The organism is Streptomyces albicerus, assembly GCF_008905045.1.
GTDB classification, from domain to species: Bacteria; Actinomycetota; Actinomycetes; order Streptomycetales; family Streptomycetaceae; genus Streptomyces; species Streptomyces albicerus.
In genome coordinates this window covers 48491-64613 of record NZ_VWMY01000049.1, presented here as the reverse complement: position 1 = coordinate 64613, position 16123 = coordinate 48491, and the positions used below count along the sequence as shown (strand labels likewise).

The following is a 16123-nucleotide window of genomic DNA, read 5'->3' as shown; positions in this document are numbered from 1 at the left end:
ACCGCGTCCTACCGGGTGACGCCGCCGGGCCCCGGCCCGGCGGCGAGGTCCCGGGGTCCGCCGGGCGCCGTCGGCCACACCACCCACCGGGTGGTGGCGCGGGCGAGCAGCCCGCGCTCCTCGCTGTGCAGCACGGTGGTGTTGGTCGTGGTCCGTTGGTCCCGCCGGTCGAGGCGCGCGGTCACCACACAGGGCTCGCCCACCGAGGGCAGGTCGAGCACGTCGGCGTGCATCCAGCCGAGGACCCGCGTCACGTCCGCCGCTCCCGTCGTCCAGCCGGCGGGGCAGTCGAGGACACTCCAGATGATCTCCGGTGCGATCCGGCCGGCGCGGAGCGGCAGGGACGCGTCGGGGGTCCACGGACAGGCCACGCGTCCCGCCTCTCCCGGCACCGGCCCCGGTGCCAGCCGCAGGCCGTCCGGCGCGGTCCTGGCAGGCCCGCACACGAAGCAGGACGGGAAAGGGTGATGGCGGTGGCCCGCGAAGCGATCGGCGGCGTCGCGTGCGACAGCCGGAGTGGCGGACAGGAGAGGCGCTGCTGCGTACCTCGTCGGTGAGGCCGTGGCCACGAGTGCGGTCCCGTCCCACACATGCGCCCGTCGGCCAGTCGTGGCAACGCCGAGGGACACGTCCAACGGCGGTGGGGCGTGCAGGGAGACGGCCACCGGCCCGTGGAGCTCGGGAGAAGCGGCTTCGGCGACGAGCCCGCAGAAGTACCCGCCGTTGGCGCTGCGCGCGGGGCCGTTGAACCGGGCGGGTACGACGAGCGATTCCATGTCTGCCACGCCAGCGAAGTCTGCCCTGCTCCGGCCGGAGAACCAGTCGGGGGTTTCACGGACTGGCTGTCCCTGATCACTGTGCTGTTGCATCGGACCAGCAGCGTCGGCACGTAAAGAAGCGTGGGACGCCACGGCGGCTGGGACGAAAAGGATGTGACTCCGATGCGGGTGTCCGGGCCGGTGGATCCGCTGTCCGTGGACTTGGACGCGGTGGACCTCGTTGATCCCCGTACGTACGCGCACGGTGACCCCCACCCCGTGTGGCACGCCCTGCGTGCCCGTGATCCGGTGCGGTGGCACCCGGTGGGTTCCGGTGGCTTCTGGTCGGTCACCACCTACGACGATGCCTCCTATGTACTGCGCGACCACACCGCCTTCACGTCCGAACGCGGAACCCTGCTGAGCCTCCTGGGCAAGGACGATCCGGCCGGCGGGCGGCAGATGGCAGCCACCGATCCGCCCCGGCACACCAGGATGCGGGCACCGCTTCAGCGCGCCCTGACCATCAAGGCGGTCGAACGCTCCACGGGCCTCATCGCTGAGCAGGTGCGCCGGCTGCTGGCCCCGGCCCGCTCCGGTGAACCCTTCGACCTCGCCGAAGCGCTCACGCAACTGCCGATGGCGGTCGCCGGAATGCTCATGGGCCTGCCTCAGGAGGACTGGCCGCGGCTCACCCGCCTCACCCTGATGGCGATTGCCGCGGACGACCCGGAGTACATGTCGCAGGAAACCCCGGAGGCCACGGTCGAACTGGCACACCGGGAACTGTTCGCCTACTTCGCCGAAATCGTGCGTCTGCGCCGCAGGACGCCCGGAGACGACTTGATCAGCCTCCTGATGACCACGGCCGTTGACGGTGAGCCCCTGGGGCCGGGTGAAGTCCTCTCCAATTGCTACAGCCTGCTCCTGGGCGCGAATGTCACCACTCCGTACGTGCCACTGGCCGCGTTCGACAGTCTTCTCGGCACACCCGCGCTGGAGGACCTGCTCCGACCGCGGTCGGTGGCAGACGCTCTGGAGGAAGCGCTCCGGTGGGCCTCGCCCGCCAACCACTTCATGCGCCACGCGCGGCACGACGTGGAGCTGGGCGCCGTCAAGATCCGGGCCGGTGACGCCGTGGTCGTCTGGCTGGGGTCCGCCAACCGTGACGAGAAGGTGTTCGCCGACCCGTACACCTTCGACGCCCGGCGCAAGCCGAACCGGCACATGGCCTTCGGCAGCGGTGCCCACTACTGCGTCGGACACACGGTCGCGCGGGTGAGTCTGCGAACCCTGCTGACCGAACTCGGCAGCGGATTCAGCGATTTCGAACGGGCCGGCGAGACCGAGCACCTGAGCTCGAACTTCGTCGCCGGCATCAAGCATCTTGTCGTGACCGCGAAGGTGAGGAAGCCGGGTGACTGACTCCGGACGGGGCAGGCAGGCCGACAGGGGGAGCAGCACATGGCGTTGACCACGGCTCGCTCCGGAAAGTGGCTGTTGCGGGAGCCCTCCGCCGAGGCCGGCTCGCGGCTCTTCTGCCTGCCGTACTCGGGCTGTGGCGCGAGCATGTACCGCAACTGGCCGAGGTTCGTGGGGGAGATGGAGATCTGCCCCGTGCAACTGCCGGGCCGGGAAAACAGGTTCCGGGAGAAGCCGTTCTCCTCCATGGGCGCGCTCGCCCGGTCGGTGAGCGTGGCGCTGCTGCCGTACCTGGACCGTCCCTTCGCCTTCTTCGGGCACTGCAGTTCGGCACTGGCCGGGTACGAGACCGTGTTGCACATGGCCCGGGCGGGCTATCCGCAGCCGGCTCGCCTCTATGTCTCCTCTCAGGTGGCTCCGCATCAAGGCCCGCACGGGCGCTTTCTGGAGCTGTCCCCTTCCGAGCTCACGGCCGAGGTGACCGGGCTGCTGGCCGGCCTCGGCGTTCCGTCCCGGCCCGATCTGGTGGAACTCACCACCGAGGTGCTGATCGGCGACGTGACGGCGCACCGGAACTACGGCGCGGTGGAGCCCGTAAGGGTGGCGTGTCCCATCACTGCCATCGGCTGGGACGCGGACACGGAGGTGCCGCACGAGCTGATGGGCGGCTGGAGCGACATCGGCGTCTGCGATTTTCCTCTGCTGAGCGGACCGCACTACGCGTTCATGGAGGCACCGGCCGGCCTGACCGAGCTGCTTGCGGGCGGGCCGGGCCCGCAGGGCGAGGAGAAGACGGCCGATGGGCACACCACCGGAGACGAGGGGGCAGCCGGTGCACCGCGATCGGGTTGAGGAGCGCACCAGGATCGAGCGGGAACTGCTGAACAGGCGGCGTGCGGCCCGCACGATTCCCGTGCGGCCGCGCCCCACCGGTGAGCTGCGCTTCCCGGCCGCGGTCTCGCAGGAGGGCATGTGGCAGGCGGTCGAAAGCAGTCCCGGCCCCTCGCTCGCCATCGTCAGCGCTCTGCGGCTGCGGGGACCGTTGGACGTCGCAGCGCTCGGACAGGCCTGGAACGCGGTAATCGCCCGGCACGAGACGCTGCGCACCGCGATGCGCGTTGAGGACGGCCGGCTCACCCAGGTGGTGGCGGAACAGGTCGAGGTGGACCTTGCTGTCGGCGAACTCGACCTGGCCGACCTCGACCGGACGGTGCACGAGGAGGTGGATCGTCCGTTCCCGCTCGATCACGCCCCGCTCGCCCGGCTGAGGCTGTTCCGGGTGGCCGACGACGATCACGTGGCACTGCTGCTGCTGCACCACATCATCGGTGAGGCCCGGTCGCTGGAGGTGGTCGTCCGGGACCTCGCGGCCTACTACGTTGCGGAGCTGGCGGATCGGCCGTGCGCCCTGCCCCCGCTGCCCTTGCAGTGGGTCGACTACGCGGCCTGGCAATCGGAGCGCCTCGCGGGGGCGTGGGGCTCCGAGCTGATTGCGTACTGGTCCACGAGGCTGGCCGGCGCACTGCCGGCGGTCCTGCCGACCGACCGGGAACAGGGCGCCGACACCTCCCAACTCGGTGAAATGCTGGTGGTGCCCCTCTCGCACGAGCTGTACGGGCGGCTGTCGGCGCTGGCCAAGGACCACCGCACCACGCTCTACACACTGGGTCTCGCCGCCTTCACGGTGCTCCTCGCACGCAACTCCGGCCAGCACGACGTCGCGGTCAACGCACCTGTGTCGTGCCGGAACAGGACCGAACTGCTCGACCTCGTCGCGGATTTCTCCGGCGACGTCATCATCCGCACGGACCTGTCGGGCAATCCCACCTTCGCGGAACTCATCAACAAGACACACCAGGACGTCACACGGGACTTCGCCCACCCCGACCTTCCGCCGCATCTTCTGGCACCGCACTTGGACGCGCCCGACCTGGTGGAGCGCATGAGCCACGTCCAGTTCACGGCGGAACACGAACTGGACGTCCTGCTGAGCCTCGGGGAGCTGCGAACCGAGAGGATCACGGCATCCCGTCAGTACGTCCTGCGCCCGTTGAGCGTCCGTCTGCGGTACGACGCCGAACAGGCCGTGTGCCAGGTGCGCTACCGGACCTCCCAGTTCTCGCCCCAGCGCATCGAGCGGCTCATGGACCAGTACCTGGGCGTACTGGAGGAGATGACAGGACACCAGGACAGGCGCGTGCTCACGGTCGTGGGAGGCCAGTGACCCGGCCCTCGGGGCGCGAGCGGTGGTCGACCCGGACCAGCGCCGGAAAGCCGTCGCCGTCCAGCACCGGTGGTGTCCATCCGCCGACGATCACCTGGAGCCAGCGTGCAAGCACCGACCTTCGTCGACGTCATGTCGCAGCGGGCGGAATCGACTCCGTCCCGCACGGCTTTCGAGTTTCCGGCCGACAACGGCACCTCTGCGGTGCTCACCTACGCAGGACTTGAACTGCGGGCGCGCGCCCTCGCCCAAGCACTCGTGGAACGCCGTGCGGCCGGCACCCACGTCCTTCTGCTCTTCCCGCCGGGCGAGGGCTACATCGCGGGATTCTTCGGATGCCTGTACGCCGGGGCCGTGGCCGTCCCCGTCGCCCTGCCCGGCAGCGCACGCGGTGAGGCGCAGGTCCTGGCCATCGCCGCGGACTCGGGTGCGGGTCTCGTACTCACCGACGCGGCGAGTCTGGAACAGATCCGTTCCCGCGGGTCGGCCCTGGCCTCCGCGCCTGGCCTGCGCTGGCTGGCCGTCGACGAGCTGCCGCAGGCCTCTGCGAGCGCCCCCGTCGGGCCCCGGCCCGCACCGGAATCACCCGCGTTCCTCCAGTACACCTCGGGGTCGACCGGCATGCCCAAGGGAGTCGTGGTGCGCCACGACAACCTGATGCACAACTCCAGGACCATCGCGAGCGCCATCGGCGCGGGCCCCGACAGCCGCAGCGTCAGCTGGCTGCCGCCATACCACGACATGGGCCTGATCGGTGGCATCCTGCAACCCCTCTACAGCGGGTTTCCAGCGACCCTGCTCCCCCCGACAGCCTTCCTGCGCAGCCCGCTGAGATGGCTCGAAGCCATGGGCACCACGGGGGCGACGCTCTCGGCCGCACCGGACTTCGCCTATCTCGAAGCCGTGCGGCGCACCAGCCAGGAAGAGCGGGCGCGGCTCGACCTCAGCCGCTGGGAGCACGCGATGGTCGGCGCGGAGACGGTACGCGGTTCCACGCTTGAGGCATTCGCGCAAGCCTTCGCTCCCGCCGGCTTCCGGCCGTCGGCCTTTCACCCCTGCTACGGCCTCGCGGAGGCCACCCTGCTGGTCACCGGCGGCACGGTTCCCGGCGCCGAACCGCGCACGGTACGGATCCCGCGGCAGGCCCTGGAAGAGGGACGGGCGCCGGACGGAGCCGGGCCCGGAACCGGGCCGGTCGCCGTGCTCACCGGGTGCGGCCGTGCGCAGGGCGGAAATCTGGTGGTGGTGGTCGATCCCGGCACCGGTCTGGAGTGCGCCCCGGGTCACGTCGGCGAAGTGTGGGTCGGCGGACCGACGGTCGCCGACGGGTACTGGGGGCGGCCGGAAGAGACCGAGCGCGTGTTCCGGGCCCGGCTCACGGCCCATGGCGACCAGGACTTCCTGCGCACGGGGGACCTCGGCTTCCTGCGCGACGGCGAGCTGTTCGTCACCGGCCGCGCCAATGACGTCATGGTCATCCGGGGCAGGAACCACCATCCGCAGGACCTGGAGCAGACCGCGGAGGCCGCGCACCCGGGGCTGCGTCCGGCCCGCTGCGCGGTGTTCTCCATCGACGACGGCAGCGAGGAACGGGTGGTGCTCGTCCACGAGGTCGAGCGGGGCTTCGCCCCGGCGGAGGTATCCGCCGCCGAGACCGCGGTACGCCGGGTCGTCGCCGCTCAGCACGGTGTGCGCCTGCACGACGTCGCCCTGGTGAGGCCGGGCACCATCGCGCGCACCACCAGCGGCAAGATCCGGCGCTCCGCCTGCCGCGACCAGTGGGCGGCCGGCGCGTTGTCACGGGTGACGCCCGCGGCCACGACCCGCGACAGCGGCGAGGGCGCACGGCCGCCCGTGCCCGAGCACACCGTGGACCCCGCGCTGGCCGCACTCGTCCGTGACGCACTCGGTGTCGACGCGGACCGGGCCGAGGCGGACACCCCGCTGGTCGGGCTCGGCCTGGATTCCCTGCGGGCCGTGCACCTCGCGGCGGCGCTGCGTGAGTCCTACGGCTGCGAAATCGCCGTCACCGAACTGCTCGACGGGATGACCCTGTCCGCTCTCGGCCGGACCGTTTCCGCCGAGAGTCCCGCTCCCGGCGGAGCACCGTCCTCCGGGCCCGCGGCGACCTCGGCACAGACGGTGGCAGAGGCGGCCCCCGCCGAGCACGGCCGCGCCGCCGACAAACAGCGGCGCATGTGGATCCTCGACCGGATCGGGGCAGGCGGCGCCTACCACGTCGTCGGCGGAGTCCGGCTGACCGGGCCGGTGGACCCGGATCTGCTCCGTGCCGGCCTGAGTGAACTGGTCCGCGCCCATCCCTCTCTGCGAACCACGTTCGAGCTGGGCGCCGACGATGTCCTGCGGGCGGTCGAACGCCCTCCGTACGCGGTGGAGTTGCCCGTACGCGACCTCGCCGGGAGCACGCTCGAGTACCTGGCGGGCCCGCAGCACCCGATCGCCGAGCACGCGTCCGCGGCCATCGGAGAGCTGGCGGCCGAGCCGTTCGACCTGACCAACGGCCCGCTGCTGCGCGCGGTCCTGCTGCGCGCGCCCACGGACGAGTGGTACCTCGGTGTCGTGGCGCACCACATCATCCTTGACGGATGGTCCCTGGGTCTTCTGCTCGGGAGCCTCGGCGACCATTACCGCAAGGGCCCGGCGGGCAGCGGAGCCTTCGGGGATCCGGCGCTCCTGCCGTCCGCGGCGGTCCTCGATCCGGACGCCGGGGCGTTCTGGCGCAAGACCCTCAAGGGCGCGTCAGCTGTCGAACTCCCGCTGGACCGGCCCCAGCCCCCGGCACCCTCCTGGCAGGGCGCGTCGCTGCCGTTCCAGCTCTCCGCCGAATCGACGGCGCGACTGAAGGCCTGTGCGGCAGCGCGAGGGGCTACGCCCTTCATGGCCCTGCTCACGGGTCTCGCCGCGGTGCTCACCAACTGGACCGGCAAGGACGACCTCGTGATCGGGACGCCCGCGGCGGGGCGGCACCGACCGGGTGCCGAGAACGCGGTCGGGCTGTTCGTCAACCTGGTTCCCCTGCGTATCGACGCATCGGGTGCCCCGCGCCTGGGGGAGCTGCTGGACCGGGTGCGCGGCACATGCCTCGCCGCCTACCCGTACCAGGACCATCCGTACGAGGAGATCCTGCACGGCACGGACGTCGACCGGACCGGTGGGAGGGCACCCCTGGTGCGGGTGTCACTGGCCCTGCAGAACCTGCCGGCCCATCCCTGGGAAGCGCGCGGAGTCCGGGCGGAGCCCTTTGAACTGCCTGCCCCCGGAGCCCAGTTCGAGCTGTCCCTGCATGTGTCCGAGCGCCCCGACGGCAGTCTTGGCGGACATGCGGTGTACGACACCTCGCTCTTCGAGCGCGAATCCGTCGCGTCTTTGCTCGCCACTCTGCAGCTCGTCCTGGACACCGCCGCGGACCAGGTGGACACCGCCGTGCGGGAGCTGCCGATGGTCACCGGTGCGGCACACGACCGCCTCGTGCACGAGTTCAGCGGCCGGGGTACGCCCGCGCTCGCCGACGGCCTGCTCCACACGGCGTTCGAGGCACAGGCGGACCGTACTCCTGAGGCCACGGCCGTGGTGGCGCACGGCACGACGGCGTCCTACGGCGAACTGGAGGCAGATGCCAACCGCCTGGCCCGGCTGCTCGGCTCCCTGGGGGCGGGGCCGGATGTACGCGTCGGAGTCTGCCTGCCCCGCTCACCCGGGCTGATCGTCGCCCTGCTGGCAGTCCTCAAGGCAGGGGCCGCCTATGTACCCCTGGACGCCGAACATCCCCCGGGCCGACTCGCCGCCCTGCTCGCCGACGCGCGTCCGCGTGTCCTGCTGACCACCGGCGAACTCGCGGGCGAGCTACGGGCGCAGGGAGCCCGGCTCGACGGGGACGACGCCCCCGTGGTGCTCTGCCTGGACCGCACCCCGCATCCTGCCGCCGGGGTCCCGGCCGACCGGCCGACCCGGGAGGCGGACGGCCGGAACCTCGCCTTCGTCGTCTACACCTCAGGGACCAGCGGCACCCCGAAAGCGGTGATGACCCCGCACGCCGGGGCCACGAACCGGGTGGCGTGGATGCAGCGGGACTTCGCGCTCGGCCGGGCGGATGCGGTGCTGCACAAGACGTCGGTGGGCTTCGACGTCTCCGTGTGGGAGATCTTCTGGCCGCTGAGCGTCGGTGCGCGAATCGTGCTGGCGCGGCCCCACGGACAACAGGACCCCGGCTACCTCGTCCGGCTCATCCGGGAGCAGGCGGTGACCACCTGCGACTTCGTCCCGTCCATGCTGGCGGTGTTTCTCGACGAACCGCGCGTCGGTTCGTGCGCGCGTCCACTGCGCCGGGTCTTCTCCAACAGCGAGGCGCTTTCCCCCGCGCTGGCCGCCCGGTTCCACGACCGGCTGCCGTCGGTGGAGCTACACAATCTGTACGGCCCCACCGAGACGACCATCGAGGTCGTGGCCCACGCGGTGCGCCAAGGCGCCGACAGAGGGGCCCGGCTGCCCGTGGGCCGGCCGATCCCGGGATCCCGGGTGTACGTACTCGACGCCCACGGCCGGCCGGCTCCGGTCGGGATGGCCGGGGAGGTGTTCATCGGCGGTCTGCCGGTGACCCGCGGCTACTTGGGGCTTCCCGGGATGACGGCCGAGCGGTTCGTGCCGGATCCCTTCGAGCCGGGCGGGCGGCTCTACCGCACGGGGGACCGCGGCCGCTGGTCGGCCGACGGGATGCTCGATTTCCTCGGCCGGGCCGATGACCAGGTCAAGATCCGGGGTCACCGGGTAGAGCCAGCCGAGGTGGCGGACGCGGTGGGTGAACACCGGGCCGTCAGCGCCGTCGCGGTAGTTCCGCGGCCGGGTCCTGACGGGAAGCCCCGGCTGGTCGCCTATGCCGTGCGGGCAGCCGGGGAGGAGACGGTGGACGCCGCCGCGCTGCGGTCGTTCCTGGCCGGCCGCCTGCCGGAGGCGATGATCCCCTCGGCCTTCGTCTGGCTGCCCGCCCTACCCCACGGGCCGAACGGCAAGCTGGCCCGCAGTGCCCTGCCCGACCCGGAGCCGGCCGACGTGCCGTCCTCGCACACCGAACCCGGTACCGAGACGGAACGCCGGCTGGCGGCGATGTGGAGTGAGTTGCTGGAGGTCCGGGCGGTTTCCGTGACGGGTGACTTCTTCGCGCTCGGGGGGCATTCCCTGCTGGCCACCCGCATCGTCGCCCGTATCCGTGAAGATGTGGGCGTGGAACTCTCGGTCGCCGACCTGCTGAGGGCCGGGACGACGGTTAGGTCGCTCGCCGCGACGGTGGAGCGGGCGCAGGTGGACCAGGCGTCACCGAATGAACTGGAACAGATTCTCGGTGAATTGGAGGACATCTCCGACGAAGCTGTGTCCGAAATGCTGGCTGCCGACGAAGGCGTATAAGGCAGAACACGCGAGCGGTACCGGCCGAGGCGCACCCCCGTGCGCGCGGCCGGGCCGAGCAGGCCCCTCTCGCGTCCTCCAGGGCCCCGCGGTGTGCAGGAGAGCGTTCCCCTGGCCTATTCCGGCCCGGGGGTAGGGAGGTGTCCGGACATGGCAGGCCGGGCTGCCTGTGCCAGATTGGCTGCACCTTCCCCGCACACATCCGGAGTGCCACATGGCTGACGAGCAGCAGGACAGCGACCGGTACCTGGTCGTTCTCAACGATGAGCTCCAGTACTCGATCTGGCGCTCCGACACGGACGTGCCCGAGGGCTGGCGGGCGGAGGGCACCGCGGGCAGCCGAGAGGAGTGCCTGGCGCACATCGACCGGGTCTGGACGGACATGCGGCCCCTGAGTCTGCGCCGGCACATGGAACAGCAGGCGGGGCGGGCCTGAGCGAGGCCGGCGTTTTCCAGCGAACCCGGAGCCGCGCGGGCCCGGCTGTAGGGAGTTCCCCCGACTGCTGTCGGCGCTGACCGGCCAGGAAGATCGGTGCGTCCGCAGGACCGGGCGCACAGGTCACAGCGATCTGGAGAGTCACCTCATGACACATGTGTCCCAAGCGTGCGGGAGCGCGGCCCGCGTCGCGTCATTGCGTGAAGGCCGGAGGTCGCCGGCGCCAAGACGACCCGACACCGGCCCTGCGGCCCCGACGCGGACCGACGGGAACGCCGTCACCGAACGCGCGACGGCCCGCCGGATCGGGAAGACGCCGTTCGCACCGGCCACTGAGGAACACGGTGCCGCCGATGGCAGGAACTGAGCCCCGGACGCTCGCCCGCGCCGAGGTCGCCCGCCTGCTGGACCTCGGCGGTGGCCGCCCGGTCCCGGGACTGGACCGCGCCGGCGCCGACTTCCACAAGTGGAGTGTGCCCCGCAGGATCGCTCGGGCCGCCGACGGCGGCCCGGAGCGGATCGCGGTGGAGTACGGAACCACGAAGTTCTCCTACGCCGAACTGCTCGGCCGCGTACGCCGCTGGGGCCGGGTGATGCGGGATGCGGGCGCGACGTACGGCTCCCTCGTAGGGGTCTGTCTGCCCCGCACCCCCGACATGCTCATGGTGATGATGGGGGCCTGGGAGGCCGGAGCGGCGTATGTACCGCTGGACCCGGACCATCCCGTCGCCCGCCTCGACGGGGTGCTGCTCGACGCGGAGCCGGCCGTGCTGGTGACGACGCGACGACTCGCCCGTCAGCTGCGGGTCGCAAGCAGCACGGTCGTCGTCTGCGTGGAGGACGTCGACCTGGACACCGTCCCGGACGTGCCGCCCACGGCTGGTCCCGGACCGATGGACCTCGCCTATGTCATCTATACCTCGGGGTCCACAGGGCGGCCGAAGGGGGTGATGATCGAGCACCGCAACCTGGCCAATCTCGTCGAAGGGCTGCTGACCGCGGCGGGCATGGACAGCAGCGACCGGACACTCGCCGTGGTGCCGTTCTCGTTCGACATGTCCGGGACGGACATCTATGTGTCCCTCGCGGCCGGGGCCCGCCTGGTGGTCGCTCCCCAGGGAGCGGCCGGCGACCCGGAGCAGTTGCACGCCTTGCTGACGGGCCATCGGATCACCATCTGCCAGGCCACTCCGGCCACCTGGCGCCTCTACGCAGATCTGGGCCGTTCCGCCCCGCTGCTCCGCGGTGTCTGGTGCGGTGGCGAGGACCTGCCGGGCACCCTCGTCGAACGGCTCGCGGCAGCCATGGACGTGGAGATCCACAACCTCTACGGACCCACGGAGACCACGATCTGCTGTGTGCACGGCAGGGTGTCGACCGACCCCGTCGAGAAGATCAGCAGTATCGGCAGGCCCATCGTCAACACGGTCGCCTACGTCGTGGACGAACAGGGCCGGCTGCTGCCGCACGACGCCGAGGGAGAGCTGTGGATCGGTGGCGCCGGTGTCGGCCGGGGTTATCTGTGCCGGCCCGGCCTGACCGGCGAACGCTTCGTCCCCGATCCCTTCGTTCCCGGAGGCCGGGTCTACCGCACAGGCGACCTGGTGGCCTGGAACCAGGACGGGACGCTGCGTTATCTCGGCCGGCTCGACCAGCAGGTGAAGATCCGCGGCAACAGGGTCGAACTCGGCGAGATCGACACGGTCCTGTGCGCCCACGCGGACATCTCCGCGGCCGTGACCATCACCCGACGGGACATCACCGATCAGAACCGTCTGGTCACTTACGTCGTTCCGAAGCCGGGCCGCATGGTGGATCCCGGTCAGGTCCGCGATGTCCTGGCGCGCAGTCTGCCCGACTACATGGTTCCCGTGGAACTCGTAGTGGTGGAGGAGTTCCCGCTGAGCGCCAACGGGAAGATCGACCGCGCCGCGCTCGCCGCACCACGGCAGGCCGGGCGGCACTGAAGGACCTCAGATGTTCCGCACGGTTTCCGCATGTGTGGTTGGCACGGCAAAAGAGGAGAACAGCCGAATGGCGGACAGTGTTTCGAGTCGGTATCTGCGCGAACTGGGGGTTGCCGAACCGTCCCCGCTGACCTCCCCCTTCGATCCGGGGGAAGCGCCGTGTGTCCTGGAAAGCCATCTCCAGCAGAGCGCCGGACTCATGGAGCGCATCAAGCTCTCGATGTCGTGCTGGATTATCGCCGACTACGCCGCCACACAGACGAAGGTCACGACGGCGAGGAAACACGAGGTGCCCACTGTCGCGGGTGGCGGGCCGTTCGAGATCGCCGCGGCCCACGACAAGGTCGCCCCCTACCTCGAACTCTGTGCCGACGCCGGATTCGACCGTATGGAGGTCAGTCAGGGATTCGTACGCTCCCAGCTCGACGCCCGGCAGATCGTCGCCGACGCGAACGCCCTGGGACTCGAAGTGCAGTACGAACTGGGCTCGAAGCACCTCGGAAAGTTCACCGCGGCAGCCATGGACGAACTGGTCGAGGAGGGCTACGCCTGGCTCGCCGCAGGCGTGGTGGATCTGGTGATAGAGGCACGGGAAGATGCCAGGAACATCGGACTCTTCGACGAGGGACAACAGCTCAACACCCGCTTCGCCGACCGCTTCGTCGAGGCGTGGGGGCTGGACAGCATCTGCTTCGAAGCCCCCACGAAGCGGAGCCAGTTCGCGCTGCTCGATCACTACGGGTCCCAGGTGCGCCTGTCCAATGTCAGGTTCGGTGAGCTGCTGCGTGTCGAGACCTATCGGCGGGGGCTGCACTCGGACGCCTACCGCAACGAGAAACTCCGACCGGGGCTGCCGGAGGTGGCGGTGCGATGACCGACGCGGGCATGGAGTACTTCACCTCGGAAGAAGTCGGCCAGGCGCTCGAAGGCGTCGACGTGGTGGAGACGGCGTCGGAGGTACTGCGTCTGCACGCGGCCGGTCTGGTGCAGACACCCGCGAAGGCGTTTCTGCAGTGGCCGGCCGCGGAGGGCGCCGCGCGAACGCTCAACATGCCCTCTTGGCTGGGACAGCCGGACGGGCCACTGGCCGGGACCAAGATCATCAATGGCAATCCGGCCAATCCGCGCCTCGGCGTGCCACGGGCCGCGGGCGTCATCCTGCTGTTCGACCCCGACACCGGTCACATCCGCACCATGATGCAGGCGGCGCGCATCTCCGCGCTGCGTACAGCGGCAGTCACCGCCGTTGCCGTCGAGCGACTGAGCGCCGGGCCGCCGCGCACGCTGGCTCTCATCGGCGCCGGGGCGCTGGCCGAGGTCCATCTCGACGTACTCGTGCCGCGGCTGGCGGAGCTGAAGCAGATCGTGATCCACGACCACGACCCGCAGCGTGCCGAGAAGCTCGCAGACCACGTCACCGGAGCCTGGGCACAGCGCGGCATCGACTGCACGACGGCCCCCGGGGCGGAGTCGGCCGTCGCCGAGGCCGATGTCGTCGTGACGCTCACGACCACCACCGAGGGATACATCCGCCACGGCTGGCTGAAGGAGGGCAGCGTGCTGGTCAATGTTTCGCTCGACGACCCGCTGCCAGAGGTGTTCCTCGCCGCGGACGCCCTGGTCGTCGACGAATGGGGACTCATCACCGCCGATCGGCGGCGGATCCTTGGCAAACTGCACCGGGCGGGATGGATCGCCGCACAGGGCGAGCAGGGCGCTCCGCGACGGGGCGAGGGCCGCGCGGTCACCGCCCACCTCGGCGAAGTCGCCGCGGGCACCCGGACGGTGCGCACTCATGACCACGACATCGTGCTGGTGAATCCGATCGGGATGTCCGCCCAGGACGTAGCACTCGCCGCCCGAGTGGCCGACCGCGCGAGACAGCTCGGGCTCGGCAGGACCCTTCCGCAGTAGCCGCCCCCGCCGTCCGTAGCAGCCGGAGACCCGCACGTGGCTGAGAGGAGCCGACCGTTGTCCTTGAGTCTGAGTCTGGAACTGTGTGATCCGTCCGGGCTTGAGCAGCTCGGTGGCGGCCCGGTCGCGGGTGTGGTCGTGGTGGACCTCTTCCGTGCCACTTCGACCCTTCGCAGCCTGGTGGAGCACGGCCACGAAGCGGAGATCGTGGCCACTCCGGAGGAGGCGGCCGAGGCCATGCGGCGCGGGCGCCGGTGCCTGGGGGAGTGGCACGGCGCCGTGCTGGCCGGCTTCGTCTGCGGAAACTCCCCCACCCGGGTGCGCAGCCTGCCCGTCACGGGCACACCGCTGGTTTTCCTGTCCTCCAACGGCGCGCGGTCACTCACGCTCGCCGCTCGGGTCGGGGCCACGGTGCTGGCGGGGGACCTGGCCAATCTCGACGCGATGGCCGGCACCCTCCTGCGCAGCGGCGGCCGGTGGCTCTGTGTACCCGCGGGCTGTCGTGGTGAACGCCGGACCGAGGACGACTTTGTGTGCACCGAGCTCGCACGGCGCCTCCCCCGAGCCGCCGGGCCGCGCCTCGCCGAACTGTGCCGCTCGCTGGCCGACACCACGGTGGACGATCTGGCACATGGCCCCTCCGCCCAGTGGCTCACCCGGCACGAGCAGACCGGGGCGGCGGATCTCGCGTTCATCCTCTCCCGCCGGCCGGATTCCGGCGTTCTCCCGTGCTACGACGGGAAGGTGCTGCGGCAGTACCAGGACGGGACGGGCCGTGGCTGACGAGGAGCACCGTCCGTCTGCGCCGGGCGGGGTGTGTCAAGTCAACCGTCGGCCCCGGGACACCGGGCCGGGAGGCGTCCCGGACGCCGGCCTCAGATCAGGTCGATCCGGCGCTGCGCCACCGGGTAGCCGGCACGCAGGAAGGCCCCGACCATGGGGGTGTTGGCCCGGTCGGTGCCCGCCGTGACGCAGTCCGCCCCCTCTGCCGCAAGAAAGTGCGTCGCCTCCGCGAGCAGGTCGTACGCGTAGTTGTGGCCGCGCTGTTCGGGAACCACCCCCACGTAACCGATCAGCGGGGCCGTGTAGTTGCGGCACGGCGCGACAAGGCCCGCCAACTCGCCGTCGGGCGTGTGGGCGAGCCGCCACCAGGACCGGGGGCTGGGCATCCAGAGCAGGTAGTCCAGTTGCTCCTGGGCGGCGACGTCGATGCCGGACGCCTCGACGGTGCGGCGTACCTGACTGTCCAGGCTGCCCCGGTGGATGCGTCGGAAGACGTCCAGGATCACCGCGTCGTCCGGTTCGGGAAGGAACCGCAGCCGGCCGGGCCGCTGCGGGAGACCGCAGCCGGGCGTCCACCGGTAGTGGTTCCGCTCGCCCTGCGGGGTGAGCCCGGCGGCCGACGCGGCCGCGACACGGGCATCGGCCTCGGCCCGTACCGCTGGATTCTCCCGCCAGTCCGGCGGCAGTTTGAGCATGTACTGCGCACGCAGCGGGGCGGTCCGCAGGAGTTCGGTGGCCGCCTGTGCGTCAGTGAAGTCGAACCAGTCGAGCGTCGCGGGCCGCGAGTCCCCGGGGCCGCCCCACCAGGCGGCACGGGCGACCACCTTCCCGTCACGCAGCGCCACCCAGATCCATTCGGGCCGGTACTCACCTTGTGCGGCCATGTCACCGAAACTGTCGCCGAAGGCGGCGAAGCCGACGAGTGGAGACGCGGGCATCGACTCGAAGAGGTGCGACTCGTCCTCGGCGAGGTGGCGGATCACAAGATCGGTCATGTCGTCGGGGCTCCCGGAATGCGGTGTACGGAAGACGGCAGGCCGTCGCGTGCCGAGGCCGTGATGCCAGGTGCCGAAGGTCCTTCCGCCAGCCTAGGGGTTCGTACGGAGCCGGTGGGCGAGGTGCCCGCGCCGTGCGTGCCACGGAGGTAGGGGAGTCTCCCGACTACCTCGGCACGGTCCGGTGCCGATATATCAGGGAG

Annotated in this window: 11 protein-coding genes; 9 read left to right on the top strand and 2 right to left on the bottom strand. The window is 70.9% G+C overall.

Going from position 1 to position 16123, the window contains the following annotated elements; genetic code table 11:
- Positions 1-8: 8 nt before the first annotated feature.
- Complete coding sequence (locus tag GAS53_RS36855) at positions 9-776, bottom strand: hypothetical protein (RefSeq protein WP_151482147.1); 768 nt, start codon at positions 774-776, stop codon at positions 9-11.
- A gap of 165 nt (positions 777-941) precedes the next feature.
- On the opposite strand from GAS53_RS36855, the gene GAS53_RS36850 reads away from it, so the two are divergent.
- From GAS53_RS36850 to GAS53_RS36810, 9 genes are all read left to right on the top strand, one after another.
- Complete coding sequence (locus tag GAS53_RS36850) at positions 942-2183, top strand: cytochrome P450 (protein ID WP_151482122.1); 1242 nt, start codon at positions 942-944, stop codon at positions 2181-2183.
- A 39-nt stretch (positions 2184-2222) separates the two neighbouring features.
- Positions 2223-3032: a thioesterase II family protein gene (locus tag GAS53_RS36845; RefSeq protein WP_151482121.1), complete on the top strand. Its 810-nt coding sequence runs from the start codon at positions 2223-2225 to the stop codon at positions 3030-3032.
- A complete protein-coding gene (locus GAS53_RS36840) occupies positions 2980-4404 on the top strand; it encodes a condensation domain-containing protein (protein ID WP_151482120.1) in 1425 nt (474 codons plus the stop codon). Before GAS53_RS36845 ends, GAS53_RS36840 begins: the two co-directional genes overlap by 53 nt.
- Before the next feature lie 105 nt (positions 4405-4509).
- Positions 4510-9825, top strand: a complete 5316-nt coding sequence (locus GAS53_RS36835; RefSeq protein ID WP_151482119.1) for a non-ribosomal peptide synthetase — start codon at positions 4510-4512, stop codon at positions 9823-9825.
- 214 nt (positions 9826-10039) lie between these two features.
- A complete protein-coding gene (locus GAS53_RS36830; RefSeq protein ID WP_151482118.1) occupies positions 10040-10261 on the top strand; it encodes an MbtH family protein in 222 nt (73 codons plus the stop codon).
- A gap of 353 nt (positions 10262-10614) precedes the next feature.
- The gene (locus GAS53_RS36825; RefSeq protein WP_192583448.1) at positions 10615-12228 is read left to right on the top strand and encodes an amino acid adenylation domain-containing protein; all 1614 of its coding nucleotides are present in this window, start codon (positions 10615-10617) and stop codon (positions 12226-12228) included.
- A 67-nt stretch (positions 12229-12295) separates the two neighbouring features.
- Positions 12296-13102: a phosphosulfolactate synthase gene (locus tag GAS53_RS36820; RefSeq protein WP_192583447.1), complete on the top strand. Its 807-nt coding sequence runs from the start codon at positions 12296-12298 to the stop codon at positions 13100-13102.
- Positions 13099-14142, top strand: coding sequence for an ornithine cyclodeaminase family protein (locus GAS53_RS36815; protein ID WP_151482115.1), 1044 nt, complete (start codon positions 13099-13101; stop codon positions 14140-14142). The genes GAS53_RS36820 and GAS53_RS36815 overlap by 4 nt, the downstream gene beginning before the upstream one ends.
- A gap of 63 nt (positions 14143-14205) precedes the next feature.
- Positions 14206-14925, top strand: coding sequence for a 2-phosphosulfolactate phosphatase (locus tag GAS53_RS36810; protein ID WP_192583446.1), 720 nt, complete (start codon positions 14206-14208; stop codon positions 14923-14925).
- Positions 14926-15017: 92 nt separating this feature from the next.
- Here the strand turns inward: GAS53_RS36810 and GAS53_RS36805 are convergent, their stop codons facing one another.
- Positions 15018-15920: a GNAT family N-acetyltransferase gene (locus GAS53_RS36805; protein ID WP_151482113.1), complete on the bottom strand. Its 903-nt coding sequence runs from the start codon at positions 15918-15920 to the stop codon at positions 15018-15020.
- Positions 15921-16123: the final 203 nt, after the last annotated feature.

Bases quoted from the DNA above. Each gene is read 5' to 3' on its own strand.
- GAS53_RS36840 (WP_151482120.1), top strand. From the start codon at position 2,980: ATGGGCACACCACCGGAGACGAGGGGGCAGCCGGTGCACCGCGATCGG.
- GAS53_RS36820 (WP_192583447.1), top strand. From the start codon at position 12,296: ATGGCGGACAGTGTTTCGAGTCGGTATCTGCGCGAACTGGGGGTTGCC.
- GAS53_RS36850 (WP_151482122.1), top strand. From the start codon at position 942: ATGCGGGTGTCCGGGCCGGTGGATCCGCTGTCCGTGGACTTGGACGCG.
- GAS53_RS36825 (WP_192583448.1), top strand. From the start codon at position 10,615: ATGGCAGGAACTGAGCCCCGGACGCTCGCCCGCGCCGAGGTCGCCCGC.
- GAS53_RS36815 (WP_151482115.1), top strand. From the start codon at position 13,099: ATGACCGACGCGGGCATGGAGTACTTCACCTCGGAAGAAGTCGGCCAG.
- GAS53_RS36830 (WP_151482118.1), top strand. From the start codon at position 10,040: ATGGCTGACGAGCAGCAGGACAGCGACCGGTACCTGGTCGTTCTCAAC.
- GAS53_RS36855 (WP_151482147.1), bottom strand. From the start codon at position 776: ATGGAATCGCTCGTCGTACCCGCCCGGTTCAACGGCCCCGCGCGCAGC.
- GAS53_RS36845 (WP_151482121.1), top strand. From the start codon at position 2,223: ATGGCGTTGACCACGGCTCGCTCCGGAAAGTGGCTGTTGCGGGAGCCC.
- GAS53_RS36805 (WP_151482113.1), bottom strand. From the start codon at position 15,920: ATGACCGATCTTGTGATCCGCCACCTCGCCGAGGACGAGTCGCACCTC.